Raw genomic sequence first — 12,358 nt, forward strand, 5'->3', positions numbered from 1 at the left:
CCTCTTCTTACTATAGCAGTGGCCCTAAGACCTTGTTAACGATATCGGCAGTAAATGGCTTCTTAATTGCGCCAACAGCACCAAGACCTCTTGCCTCACCAATAATATCCTCACCTGTTTCCGTTGATATCATCAGCACAGGAATATCTTTCAACGCCGGTCTGGTAGCCTTTTCACGTAAAAAGGCTATACCATCCATATTGGGCATATTGATATCACTGAGAACAACAGCTACCTCTTCTTTTTCCAAAATAGCCAAAGCCTCCAGACCATCGGCTGCTTCAAATATTTCATCAAAGGCAATTCCAGCCTGACGTAAAGAACGACCAATAATTTTGCGCATAGTACTTGAATCATCTACGAGTAATACGTTTTTTCCCATTTTTTATCTCCATAATATAACCATTACTGACAGTAACAACCCTTTGAGATCGCATGTTATTTTTTTTGTCACAAGCTCAACACTGCAGTTTTTTTGACATTTTCCAATTAATTCCACACCCAAAAAAGCCGATATGAAATGGTATAAAAGTTGCTTTACCTTAGCTAAATTCAAGGACCTCTATGAAAAAAACAACAATTACGACCACTTTCTTATTAATTTTTCTCAGTGCAGTCAACTCTTTTTCGGCATTATTGCAGGAAATCAATAGGGTCGAACAGGCACAAACGATAAAATTATATCTTTCCTTCGACAAACTCCCTGCTTACAGCCTGGACCAAACGGGACGAAGAATAGACCTCATTTTAGAAGATACCATCCTAGGCCCCAGGGCAAAATTACCCCACCCGGGCGAGAATGTCATACGATATGCCCCCATAAAAAGCAATAACAACCTTACACTGTCTCTGGGACTCCGCTATCTACCTGAAAAGCAGGCCATAATGGTGGCATCTGGCAAACAGCTGATTCTCGAAATTACCACGGGAAGCCTTTACACCAAATCATTCAAAGAACTCTCTCGGCAACTCGACGGTCTCAGCCAGGGAAAGGGCAATAATCTCAACTACCTTACCCCTCTTTCCACTTCTCCATACAGATACAACTGGAAATCTTTTTTTTCTGAATATCAACCGGAAATAAAAATCAAGCTTCCCGTATCAATCAGTTGGCCCCCATTTCCCATGGTCCAATTTCTGCCACCGATGTTTGCTGAAAACAGTGCCCTTCTCCCAAAAAACCTGCTCAATGACGGAAAAAACAATAAATGGCCGGGATTGTTACTCGCCCTGCCAGGACTTATAGAAAAAAGCACAAATCCACTGGAGCAGAGAAAACTTGCCCTAATATACGGAGAGGTACTCGCCAGAGCAGGACGATATGAGGAGAGCTACAGACAATTTTACCTGATACAGAAGAGCTATCCGAAAACATTCCTAGCGACCCTGGCCCACTACCTGCTACTCCATGTCCAGGCAGACAATGTCGATAAATTTTTAGCAGATTTTGAAATAGAACAGGTTGCAAACCGTATCCCCAAAAGCAACCCTCTCTTTCCCTATATCTTTATCAATCAAATAGAACTGGCCCTTGGAGCCGACGATCTTGCCAAAATGAACACCCTACTACTGCAGGACAATATTGGCCTGCCAGCAGATCTCGAAAACGCCAAGGCCGTAAGACAGGCAGATTACTGGCACGCCATCAACCAACCAATAAAGGCTGCAGCTGCCTACAATATAGCTTCTTGGGAAAAGGTACTCACAAAACAACCCTACTCGAGAAATGGCTTCTGCGATACACTCTTTACCCAAAAAAAATATAGTAAAGGCGCAAACTGTTACGGAAAACTTGCCAGCTATAGCAACTTAAAAGATTCACTCAGCATGGTTCTCTATCGCAGGGCAAGTTGCCAGGAAAAAGCCGGGAGACTCAAAAATCAAACGGCACGCCTGGCCTTTGAGCAGGTGGCCGAGGCCTTCCCAAATCAGGAAGGAGGCATCCGAGCCAGATTAAGATCCTACGATCTTGCCATCACTGCCGCGAAATCCCCCGAAACAATGGGCAAGATAGCAGGTCAGTATCTTGAAATTGCGGAAAAAGAACCGCAAAGAGATGTCAGCGAAGAGGCCTATTTCAAGGGCGCCCTTGCCTTCTACCTTGCAGGAGAAAACAGCGCCTGTCTCAAGACACTCAAGAAAATGCACTCCTCCCTTCAATTTGGCCGACTCCACGAAACAGGTCAGGCCCTATTGCTTGAGGCCATCCCCAAAGAGGTTCAACGCCTTGCCAGCGAAAAAAAATACAAACAGATCATCATCATCCTTGAACAGAACAAAGAAAGTTTCGCCAATGGCTGGATCGACGACCAGGTAACCAAAGAACTGGCCAAGGCATACTACGCCCTGGGGCTCTATCAAAAGGCACATCAAGTATTCCTTTATCTGCTGACAAATGGTCCTTCTCACAATGAAACCATTTACCTCCCCCTTATCCACTCAGCATACTATGCAGGAGCATATATTCGGGTAACAGACTACTGCCGGCGCTATCAAATTTTCTACCCCGAGGGCAAGGACTACAGAGAAATACGCCTCTACATGTGCAAGGCCCTACTTGCCCTTGGTCGGAATGTGGCTGCTTTGCAGAACCTCCCCGACCCACTTCCTCAAAGTGCCGCAGCGCAAAAAATCGCCACCAAGGTATTTTTTTATAATGGTCTCTACCAAAAAGTGCTTGATCTTGCAAAAAAAAGAACTAACAATTTCCCGGAAAGCCTCTTCTTTCAAGCAGAAAGCCTCTGGCAACTGGGAAACAGATCCACGGCCTACTCCCTCTTTCAGCAAATAGAAAAGACAAGCATGTATAACGGACAAAGCCTCTATCGACAGGCAGAATTTCTCCTGCAAAACAACCAAGAGAACAGGGCAAGAAGAGTACTCCAACAACTTACTGAAGATGCCAGCGAAACAAGTTGGGCAAAACTGGCCCAACAGGAGCTGGTCTTACTTAATATCTCAGAGATGGGCAAAGAATAGGCACGGTTAATGCAAACAACTTTTAAGTAACTTTAATATAGTTAAGGAAAAGGAAAAATCGTGAAACTTTTAGAACCCTTTGATAATCAAATTCGTTTACTTGGCAAAGTACTTGACCTCCGCGCGAGCAAACAAGAGGTGATCAGTAGCAATATAGCCAACGCAGAGACACCCGGATACGCAGCCAGGCGTTTTAACTTTGAAGAAGACCTGCAAAAGGCCCTCTCGCTCAATTCGACCGAGCTTACCACCTCAAACCCACGACACATACCTCTTGGAGCGAGTACCTTCAGCGACCTTGAAGGGACCACAACTATTGTCCCCGACAAGCACGGCATAGGAGACAGCAACAGCGTAAGCATGCGAGATGAAATGCTTGCCCTCTCAGAAAACCAGTTGCTTTACGAAACCTCTGCTCAACTGCTCAAAAAAAAGCTGGGAATGGTCAAGTATGCAATTTCAGGTGGTCAATAAGCCCTTCGCCAACCTCTACTAACGGATAGCCATGGACATTCTCAATAGTTTTAAGATCAGCAGTTCGGCACTCAAAGCTCAATCTATCAGACTCGACACAATCAGCTCCAATATAGCCAATGCTGAGACAACCTCTACCCCGGAGGGTGGGCCGTACAAAAAAAAATCTGTCTACTTCCAGGCAAAACCATTGACCTTTGCCGAGCAGCTCAACGGTAGTCTTAACGCCAAGACAACTGGCGTTGAAGTAATTAACATAATTGAAGATAAATCTGAGCCACGCAAGGTATATGATCCAAGCCATCCCGATGCAGGAAAAGACGGCTATGTTGATATGCCCAATGTCGACACCCTCAAAGAGATGGTTGATATGATGTCTGCCACTCGTTCATATCAGGCAAATGTGACCGCCATCCAATCAGCCAAGAGAATGGCTCTTAAAGCGCTTGAAATAGGAAGATAAAATGATACCAGAAATACGGGCCCAACAGGTCGCCTTAGCTGCCACAGACTCCATGCCCCAAAACATTAGCAAGGCAGGAAGAACCTTTGCTGAGGTCATTGCAGAGACTGTAAACCAGGCAAACAAGGCCCAGGATGTAGGCGATAAATCCATTCAGGCCTTAGAATCAGGCAAAGCCCAAAACCTCCACGAGGTAATGATCTCCATGGAAGAGGCAGATATTTCTCTACGCATGTTGGTACAGGTGCGAAACAAGGCCCTTTCAGCCTATGACGAAATCATGAGAATGCAAGTTTAGGACGATTAAGCAAAGACAAAGAGTCAGGTTCGCAGGACGATGAGACAATCTTAAAACGGCATAAAAAAAATGGCAGATCAACAGACAGGACAATCAGCAGAGAGCAGCGAAGCACCAGTCAGGGAAGGGGAGGGAATGAAAACTCCTGCAAAAAAAAACTTTTTCACCCTTCTCCGGGACTGGCCTCTTTCGCGACAGCTCTCCCTTGGAGCAGTACTGATACTCTGCCTGGCCGCCTTTGCAACAATTATCATCCAAACCAGAACCGTCGACCAGCAGTTACTTTACGCCAACCTTTCGGCAACAGATGCCGCTGCCGTAACAGAATGGCTCAAGGGACAAAAGATACCCTACAGCCTGAAAGACAGCGGCAAGAGTGTCTGGATTGGTAGCAACAAGATATATCAGGCCCGTCTTGATCTGGCGGCCAATGGCCTGCCAAGTGGTGGAGGCGTTGGCTTTGAGGTTTTTGATAAGCAGAACTTTGCTCTGACAAATTATGTGCAAAAAATAAATTATAGCAGGGCCCTACAGGGAGAACTTGCCCGCACCATCAGTTCCCTTGCCCCGATTGAATCAACCCGGGTCCACCTTGCTATTCCAGAAAAAAGACTCTTTAAAAACCAACAGAAACAGGCCACCGCCTCTGTTATTCTCTCTTTAGTGCCAGGAAAAACACTCAGCCAAGAACAGGTAGAGGGTATTGCCTACCTGGTGGCCGGCTCAGTACCGGGACTTGAAACAGACAATGTCAAGGTTCTTGACTCCAGTGGAGTTATTCTGGGAGACAGAGAACAGAACGGTGGAGATCGAGCACTCTCCAGCGATATGCTCGCCTTTCAAAAAGAAATTGAGACTCAAATGGAAATGCGCGCCCAGGATCTGTTAACCAGAACCATGGGGGCAGATCATGCCCTGGTACGAGTTACGGCAACGGTAGATTTTGCCAAGGTTGAAAAGACAGAAGAATTTTTTGATGCAGACGATCCTGTCATCCGCAGTGAACAGATTAATAACGAATCTAGCAGAGGCGCTGAGGCGGGAGGCATTCCGGGAGTTGAATCTAACCTGCAGGGAACACAAAAAAAATCCGGCACCGGCCCCAGCGCCGTAAAAAACGGCAGAACAACAAATTATGAAATCAGCAAAACGATTTCTCACATTGTTAATCCCGTCGGTACCGTAAAAAAACTCTCTGTTTCTGTATTAGTCGCAGACCGTCAAAAACTTGACCCTGACACCCAAGAACCAAGCTACACGCCTTTTAGCACGACTGAGCTCAAGGCCTTAGAAAATATGGTTGCCAGTGCCATTGGCCTTGTAGCCACCAGAGGTGATGTTATCAATGTAATCTCCATGCCTTTTTTCCAAGATCCACAGGAGTTTGAAACTGACCAAGACGATACCATGGAGCTGGTCCGGAACAGCATGCCCCTTGTCAAATATCTCCTCGCCCTATTGGCCATCTTCTTTCTCTATTTCCTCCTTGTCCGCCCCATCCTCAAAACGGTAAAGGGAGAGGTTCTACAGCACAATAAAACAGTGGATGAGATGGAGAAGGAACAACAGCGACGCAACCAAGAGAAGAAAGAGGAGAGCACACCCCTGCCCCCCTTGGATATTGCCCTGGCTAACATTAGACAAGAGGTGATGCAGGAACACACTCCTACCGCCTTTATCGTTAAAAACTGGATTCACGAAGGATAAGAAATGTCAGCAAGTAGCTTAACAGGTATCGAACGTGTCGCCATACTTCTGCTTTGCCTTGGCGAAGAACCCACTGCCCAAATTTTCAGTGCCTTGAGCGATGAGGAGATCCATCTTGTCACCCAGGCGATGGGGAATATAGAGCATATACCTCAGCGTCAAAAAGAGGAGGTGCTCCAACGCTTCCACAAAGACCATGAGGAAAATACAGGTCTATTCGTTAAGGGCAGAGAGTTTGTCCAAAATGCCCTGGCGGCAACACCGGGCAAGGAACGCTCAAGTCAACTTCTTGACCAGTTCATCGCCAACATGGAAACACGATCCCTGGAAACCATTGCCAAAATGAATCCACAAATGGTGGCCGGCATCCTTGAACAGGAACATCCACAAACAGTGGCCCTTGTTCTCTCCACCCAAACAATAATTCACTCCAGCGAGATCCTCGCCTCTCTCTCGGAGGAGATGCGAACGGATGTCGTCTACAGAATAGCCAAACTTGAAAAGGTCTCCCCGGAAGTCATTAACCGTATTGAAGATGCCCTACACCGGGAAATTGGTCTTGTCTCCAGTAAAGAACAAAAACAGGTTGGCGGAATTGATGCCGTTGTCTCCCTACTCCATAGCATGAAAAACAACCTTGATGCAGATATACTTGAAAGCATTGAAGAAACCGACCCTGTTATGGCAGAAGAGATCCGTAAACGTATGTTCACCTTTGAGGACATGATGGGACTTGACAGCCGCGCCCTCCAGGCAATTCTTCGTGAAATCAACAACGACTCTCTCACCCTGGCACTGAAGACATCCTCTGAGCCAATGCGAGAAAAAATATTTGCCAATATGTCAGAGCGAGCTGCTGACATGATCAAAGATGATCTCGAAGCCATGGGCCCTGTCCGCCTCTCTGAAGTCGAGGCCATGCAACAGACCATTGTTAAAATAGCAATTAAGCTTGAAGAAGAGGGAAAAATAATCCTCGGTGGTGGAGGTAGCGATGAGCTTGTCTAGAATCTTTAAGGATTCAGCAAATTTTGAACCGGAAAACCTTACCGCCTGCCCTGTTGCCACGGGATGGCAGGCAGAGCAGACCAGCCCACAGAAAAAAAAGATCTTTCATGCAAGTAAAAAAGAACATCTGGAGAGCATTCAGCCAGGGCAAACAAGAGCAAGAGAGCCTCTGGCAAAAACCGCACCCGCAGAAAAAGAGGCCCTCCCGGCCCCAGCAAAACAGTCTGCCAAGCATCTTCAGCCAAAGATTTCAAAAACAATAGCACCGCCATCCCCCATCCCAGACAATTACGTCGATCGAGATGAGGCTGCAAGAGAGAAAGAGCGAGCCTTTCAAGATGGCAAGAGTAGCGGCCTTGAAGAGGGAAGAGAAGAGGGACGTATCGAAGGTATCAAAGAGGGAAAAAGGCTTCTTAAGGACGAATTCTCTCTGGCTACCAAGGCACTGCTTACGAGCTGTCAACAACTTGACTCCAGTAAAGCCAACCTCGTTGTTAACAGTAGCGCGGCCCTGAAAGACTTTGCCATAGCAATTGCGGAACAGATCATTCGTTATTCAGTAAAAGAACACGACATAACGATTATCGCCACCATAGAAGAGGCCCTGCAACGAGCAATTAAGTCTCAGGATTTCTATATTTATCTCCATCCAGACGACTATCAGATTGTTAAGGAAAAGGCTGAAGATCTCATTTCTAACGTCAGTGGCCTTGATCATGTCTTCCTGAAAAAAGATGTGAAAATTGAAAGGGGAGGAGCATATATGGAATCCGACAACTGTATTGTCGATGCCACCATTGCCAGTCAATTTGAAGTTATCCTTAAAGAACTTGAACAATCCTAACCTTTTTAAGCCAATCATATGCCCTTTAACACTCAGCACCTAAAAGATCTCAATACCATAAAAGTATGGGGTAAGGTTACAAAAATTGTTGGCCTAGTCGTGGAAGGCCACTGTCCCCATGCATCCATAGGATCTCTCTGTGAAATTTCACCCGTTGACCATGGCAGTCCGATTTTTGGCGAAGTCGTGGGTTTTAGAGATGGCAAGGTGCTCCTTATGCCTCTGGGAGAACTCCGGGGCCTTGGCGCCGGCAGCCTTATCCGGGTGATACGACAGAGTGCCACCATGCGCGTTGGCCCCCACCTCCTCGGCCGGGTCATAGACGGGATGGAAGTTCCACAGGATACCCTCCCTCCACCTGAGCTCAGTGAAGAGGTAGAGCTCTACGCCCTCCCCCCCAACCCAATGCTTCGTGATAATATTTGCCAACCCATCGATCTCGGGGTTCGGGCAATTAATGGCCTCCTCACCTGCGGACTTGGGCAACGAATGGGTATTATGGCGGGTTCCGGAGTCGGCAAGAGTGTACTTTTAGGAATGATGGCCAAATACGCCCAGGCCGACATCAACGTTATCGCCCTTATTGGCGAGCGTGGTCGTGAGGTACGTGAGTTCATCGAAAGAGACCTGGGACCTGAGGGGCTTGCAAGATCGGTCATCGTGGTCGTTACCTCCGATCAATCGCCGCTTCTACGAATGCGTGGGGCCTTTGTGGCAACGGCCATTGCCGAGTTCTTTTGCAAACAGGGCAAAAATGTCCTGCTGATGATGGATTCAGTCACCAGATTTGCCATGGCCATGCGGGAAATAGGCCTTGCCATCGGTGAACCACCCACCACCAAAGGATATACACCCTCTGTCTTTGCCACCCTGCCTAAGCTCCTTGAACGGGCCGGGCGTTTTAAGGGACAGGGTTCTATCACCGGCATCTATACAGTTTTAGTTGACGGTGACGATATGACAGAACCCGTAGCGGACTCTGTCCGCTCCATTCTTGATGGCCATATTGTCCTATCACGGGCAATAGCTGCTAAAAACCATTTCCCCGCCATCGATATTCTAGCCTCTGCCAGTCGGGTTATGCGCGACATTGTTTCCCCGGAGCATATAGAGCTGGCCGGAAAATTAAGAACGGTACTCGCTGACTACCGCGAGGCTGAAGATCTCATTAATATTGGTGCCTATGTCAAAGGAACAAACAAAAATATTGATCTTGCCATTGAAAAAATAGAGCAGGCAAAACTCTTCTTGAAGCAGGGGTATAACCAGACAACTGACATGACTGAAACCCTTGAGCAACTGGAGTCTCTTTTCGCTCTCTAAAAACAGACAGGTGAACAGAAATGGACCCAACAAAACCCTTCTCCCTTGAAACAGTTCTCAGCCATAGAAAAAGACGAAAAGATGCAACGGTTACCCGACTAACAACTGCTGAAAAAAATCGAACCATTATTGCAGAAAAACTCGCAGAAAAAGAGGAAGGCTACAGAAATTTTCTGCAGGAGATAGAAAATATACAGCTCCAGGGGGTTAACATAGAAAGACTGATCATGTATGAAGGCCGGGCAGACTATATCAAACACGAAATAGCAGAAATAAAAAAGACACTGCTTAATAAGGAAAAAATTGTTCACCAGGAGAGGAAAAACCTGAGCCACTGCGCCCGTGAACATAAGATCATGTGTCAGCTCAAAGAGAAGCAAAACCTCGCCTGGAGGCAATTTATCAACAAAAAAGAGGCCGCCGTTCTTGATGAAATTGCTATCATGCGCCACTCCCAAAAAATGTCCTAACAAAAAGCAATCATGAAAAAGCCTAGCCAACGCCAAGAGATACTCACCACCCTTCTCATCGTTTTTTTCTCCCTATTTCAGACATACAGCATCGCACGAGCCGCAGAGTCAACGGAGTATGGCTCAGTGGAAGAGCGACGCCTTGAGGCAAGTCTCGTCCAGAACGCCAAAGACGAAGAAATCAGACTAGACACCATTATTGCTAGAAAAAATGAACTAAAGATACTTGAAAAGGCTGTCGATAAAAAACTTGTTCAGGTAGAGGAGAAGATTACAGAGTTAAAGAAAATCAAACTTGCAATTGACTCTCTACTTGAAAAAAGATCAGCAACGGAGTTGGCAAAACTGGAAACTCTTGCCAAAATATATGGAAAGATGGACGCTCCAAGGGCCGCTAGGGCCATCGCCAGTCTCGACAGAAAACTCGCATCGAATCTTCTTGCTGCCATGAAGGCAAAATCTGCAGCAAAGATATTGGATCAACTTCCTCCCAGAATTGCGGGCGAGTTAACCACAAAAGTATCTGGGACACAACTCTATAATACAGACTAATGGCAACCTCTCTTCTTCAGTTCACACAACCTACAAAGTCACCGGTGCAAACACCTCCGACACCCAAAAAAGACCTTGAGAGAAGGTCCGCAGGGCCAGAAGAAGATTTTAAATCCCGCCTCAAAGAGAGCCAGGAAAAGAAGGCTCGAAAGAAGCAGGAAGAGATCAACAAGGCCCTGCTCATCGGCTTGCCCCTGTTAGCGCCCGAAGCGCCATCTCTGGCAGAAATCGATTCAGGATGTGAAAAAACACCCGCAGTCCCGCTAAATCCAGCACTCACGACAGTCGTTCCAAATCTACAAAACCCTCTTGAGCAGAAAGGACAGCAGCTCCCTCCTGCCAGTGGCCAGCTTCCTCCTGCCAGTGGCCAGCGTCCTCCTACCAGTGGCCAACTTCCTCCTGCCAGTGGCCAGCTTCCTCTCTCTACCTCCAGCAACAAACAGGCTAACCAATCTTTATTGGAACCGACCCAGATAGCCCCCAAAACAGGCATGCAAGAAAATGGCGCAAAAAACTTTCTTGAACAAATTCAAAGAATTATTGATGGAGAAAAACAGCCCCAGACAATTTCTCTCCGCGGTGAGACAAGTCCCCGCCAGCAGGAGACAAAAAACTCCAGTGAAATTTCAACATCTGCTCTCCCCTTAAAAGGGTTCAACGGGCTACCAATATCACTGCGCCAGAATTTTGCCAGACAAAAAGAGGGCAACCTGCACCGGATAGAACCTGAAAAAGAGGGCGGACAAAAATCTGACACATCTCTTCTTATGGGCAAGGGAGAGGGCAAGCAAGTTATTCAGGAAAAAACGAATCTCTCTGGACAAAATCCAAGACAAGAGAATAGCTCATTGCCTCAAGGAACGAGTTTTACCACAGCCACAAATAGCAGTGGTGAGACAACAGCCTTTCCACAGCTGTTCAGCTCCTCCCTGCCTACAGCACCTCTTGCAAATCAACCACAAACAGGCCCGGCACAAATTCTGTTACCAAGTGGAAACATTGTCTATGAAGATGAGGTGGTTCAACAGGTCACGGAAAAATTTCGGGCAAGCGACGCCAAGACGGAATCCAAGATTAATCTCCGCCTTAACCCCGAAGAACTGGGCAAGTTAAAAGTAGACCTCATTATGAAAGAGGGGACACTTCGAGTCAATGTGGTTACCCACAATAGGCAAGCCCATGATATCCTTGAAAAAAATATGGCAAAACTTAAAAATATACTTGAAAAACAAGGTATTACAGTAAGCGAAATGACCATCAGTCAGGCTGAAGAGAGTCCTCAGGAGTCCCATCTTTTTGGAGAACATTTTTCCGGAAGTTCTCAACAAGGACAGCAGACCTTTAAGGACAATACGGGTCACTTTGCAGAAAATCTCGCTGAAGCAAAACTAGAAGAGGCCGTAACATCGACCTCACCAGACAATGAATCGGTCGTTAATTTAAGAGCTTAGGAAACCAATGTCTATAGATTTCGCAGCCATCAATAAAGCCGCAACAACGGGAACAACAACAACCAAAAACGGCTCGCTAGTTTCTGGCAAGAACAGCACCATGGGTAAGCAAGAGTTTTTAACCCTCCTCGTTGCCCAACTACAGAACCAGGATCCTCTTAACCCCGATGAGGGGACAGAGTTTACTGCCCAACTGGCACAGTTCAGTTCCCTTGAGCAGCTCATGTCCATTAACAAAGGAATGGGGAACATGATTACCTCCACAAGCAACTCTGATAACATTGCTCTTCTCAATACGATTGGCAAAGAGGTCCTTTATTACGGTGACGAGATAGATTTCCAGGGCGATCCGGTTGAATTTGGTTACATGCTTGCAGAAAATGCCACCTCGGTAAAGATAGAACTACGTCTCAACGGAGAAACTGTTCACAGTATTGACAGCACCGAACTCTCTAAGGGTGATCACACCTTTACCTGGGATGGTATGACTGAAGATGGAAACCCGGCCGCCCATGGTGCATACAAAATTGTTGTCGCCGCTCAAGGAGCAAAAAATGCAATTATTGCACCTCCCATTATCAAGTCAAAGGTAACCGGTGTTAATCTTGATCCTCTGCTTCCCACCTCCCTCACCACCACCTTGGGCGGAATAGACTCCTATTCTAAGATTATCGGCATCTCCGAGATACCTCAACAGGCGGCCAGCCCGAAACTGCCAGAGAGTGAAGAAACACCCAAGGATGAAGAAAAATAGAGCGTTTAGTACCTCAACTATACCAATGAGCAAAT

The 12,358-nt window shown here is 46.6% G+C and carries 13 protein-coding genes; 12 read left to right on the forward strand and 1 reads right to left on the reverse strand.

Going from position 1 to position 12,358, the window contains the following annotated elements; genetic code table 11:
• Window positions 1–10: 10 nt before the first annotated feature.
• Window positions 11–382 carry a response regulator gene (locus tag DP_RS13450; RefSeq protein ID WP_011189892.1) on the reverse strand — a complete coding sequence of 124 codons (372 nt, stop codon included), beginning with the start codon at window positions 380–382 and terminating at the stop codon, window positions 11–13.
• Window positions 383–564: 182 nt separating this feature from the next.
• Between DP_RS13450 and DP_RS13455 the strand changes: the two genes are divergently transcribed.
• The 12 genes from DP_RS13455 to DP_RS13510 all read left to right on the forward strand — a co-directional run bounded on the left by DP_RS13455 (window position 565) and on the right by DP_RS13510 (window position 12,323).
• Window positions 565–2,979, forward strand: a complete 2,415-nt coding sequence (locus tag DP_RS13455) for a tetratricopeptide repeat protein (RefSeq protein WP_011189893.1) — start codon at window positions 565–567, stop codon at window positions 2,977–2,979.
• A gap of 60 nt (window positions 2,980–3,039) precedes the next feature.
• On the forward strand, window positions 3,040–3,453 hold the full coding sequence (flgB, locus tag DP_RS13460) for a flagellar basal body rod protein FlgB (protein WP_011189894.1): 414 nt from the start codon (window positions 3,040–3,042) through the stop codon (window positions 3,451–3,453).
• 31 nt (window positions 3,454–3,484) lie between these two features.
• A complete protein-coding gene (gene flgC, locus DP_RS13465; protein WP_011189895.1) occupies window positions 3,485–3,916 on the forward strand; it encodes a flagellar basal body rod protein FlgC in 432 nt (143 codons plus the stop codon).
• A 1-nt stretch (window position 3,917) separates the two neighbouring features.
• Complete coding sequence (gene fliE, locus DP_RS13470) at window positions 3,918–4,214, forward strand: flagellar hook-basal body complex protein FliE (RefSeq protein ID WP_011189896.1); 297 nt, start codon at window positions 3,918–3,920, stop codon at window positions 4,212–4,214.
• Between the two features lie 135 nt (window positions 4,215–4,349).
• Window positions 4,350–5,921, forward strand: a complete 1,572-nt coding sequence (gene fliF / locus DP_RS13475; RefSeq protein WP_162096664.1) for a flagellar basal-body MS-ring/collar protein FliF — start codon at window positions 4,350–4,352, stop codon at window positions 5,919–5,921.
• A 3-nt stretch (window positions 5,922–5,924) separates the two neighbouring features.
• Complete coding sequence (gene fliG, locus DP_RS13480) at window positions 5,925–6,929, forward strand: flagellar motor switch protein FliG (RefSeq protein ID WP_011189898.1); 1,005 nt, start codon at window positions 5,925–5,927, stop codon at window positions 6,927–6,929.
• Window positions 6,916–7,773: a FliH/SctL family protein gene (locus DP_RS13485; RefSeq protein ID WP_041278035.1), complete on the forward strand. Its 858-nt coding sequence runs from the start codon at window positions 6,916–6,918 to the stop codon at window positions 7,771–7,773. The genes fliG and DP_RS13485 overlap by 14 nt, the downstream gene beginning before the upstream one ends.
• Before the next feature lie 18 nt (window positions 7,774–7,791).
• Window positions 7,792–9,096 carry a FliI/YscN family ATPase gene (locus DP_RS13490; RefSeq protein ID WP_011189900.1) on the forward strand — a complete coding sequence of 435 codons (1,305 nt, stop codon included), beginning with the start codon at window positions 7,792–7,794 and terminating at the stop codon, window positions 9,094–9,096.
• Window positions 9,097–9,116: 20 nt separating this feature from the next.
• Window positions 9,117–9,566 (forward strand): flagellar export protein FliJ, encoded by a 450-nt coding sequence (fliJ, locus tag DP_RS13495; RefSeq protein ID WP_011189901.1) that lies wholly within the window; start codon window positions 9,117–9,119, stop codon window positions 9,564–9,566.
• 12 nt (window positions 9,567–9,578) lie between these two features.
• Window positions 9,579–10,118 (forward strand): MotE family protein, encoded by a 540-nt coding sequence (locus DP_RS13500; protein WP_011189902.1) that lies wholly within the window; start codon window positions 9,579–9,581, stop codon window positions 10,116–10,118.
• Entirely contained in the window at window positions 10,118–11,569 is a 1,452-nt protein-coding gene (locus DP_RS13505; RefSeq protein ID WP_011189903.1) for a flagellar hook-length control protein FliK, read from the forward strand. Before DP_RS13500 ends, DP_RS13505 begins: the two co-directional genes overlap by 1 nt.
• A 7-nt stretch (window positions 11,570–11,576) precedes the next feature.
• Complete coding sequence (locus tag DP_RS13510) at window positions 11,577–12,323, forward strand: flagellar hook assembly protein FlgD (RefSeq protein WP_011189904.1); 747 nt, start codon at window positions 11,577–11,579, stop codon at window positions 12,321–12,323.
• The last annotated feature ends 35 nt before the right edge of the window (window positions 12,324–12,358 follow it).

Source organism: Desulfotalea psychrophila LSv54, from assembly GCF_000025945.1.
Classification (GTDB): Bacteria; Desulfobacterota; Desulfobulbia; order Desulfobulbales; family Desulfocapsaceae; genus Desulfotalea; species Desulfotalea psychrophila.

Excerpts from the sequence above, each read along its gene's own strand:
- DP_RS13505 (WP_011189903.1), top strand. The coding sequence starts at position 10,118 with ATGGCAACCTCTCTTCTTCAGTTCACACAACCTACAAAGTCACCGGTG.
- DP_RS13490 (WP_011189900.1), top strand. The coding sequence starts at position 7,792 with ATGCCCTTTAACACTCAGCACCTAAAAGATCTCAATACCATAAAAGTA.
- fliF (WP_162096664.1), top strand. The coding sequence starts at position 4,350 with ATGAAAACTCCTGCAAAAAAAAACTTTTTCACCCTTCTCCGGGACTGG.
- DP_RS13500 (WP_011189902.1), top strand. The coding sequence starts at position 9,579 with ATGAAAAAGCCTAGCCAACGCCAAGAGATACTCACCACCCTTCTCATC.
- fliG (WP_011189898.1), top strand. The coding sequence starts at position 5,925 with ATGTCAGCAAGTAGCTTAACAGGTATCGAACGTGTCGCCATACTTCTG.
- DP_RS13510 (WP_011189904.1), top strand. The coding sequence starts at position 11,577 with ATGTCTATAGATTTCGCAGCCATCAATAAAGCCGCAACAACGGGAACA.
- DP_RS13450 (WP_011189892.1), bottom strand. The coding sequence starts at position 382 with ATGGGAAAAAACGTATTACTCGTAGATGATTCAAGTACTATGCGCAAA.
- DP_RS13485 (WP_041278035.1), top strand. The coding sequence starts at position 6,916 with ATGAGCTTGTCTAGAATCTTTAAGGATTCAGCAAATTTTGAACCGGAA.
- flgC (WP_011189895.1), top strand. The coding sequence starts at position 3,485 with ATGGACATTCTCAATAGTTTTAAGATCAGCAGTTCGGCACTCAAAGCT.
- DP_RS13455 (WP_011189893.1), top strand. The coding sequence starts at position 565 with ATGAAAAAAACAACAATTACGACCACTTTCTTATTAATTTTTCTCAGT.
- fliE (WP_011189896.1), top strand. The coding sequence starts at position 3,918 with ATGATACCAGAAATACGGGCCCAACAGGTCGCCTTAGCTGCCACAGAC.
- fliJ (WP_011189901.1), top strand. The coding sequence starts at position 9,117 with ATGGACCCAACAAAACCCTTCTCCCTTGAAACAGTTCTCAGCCATAGA.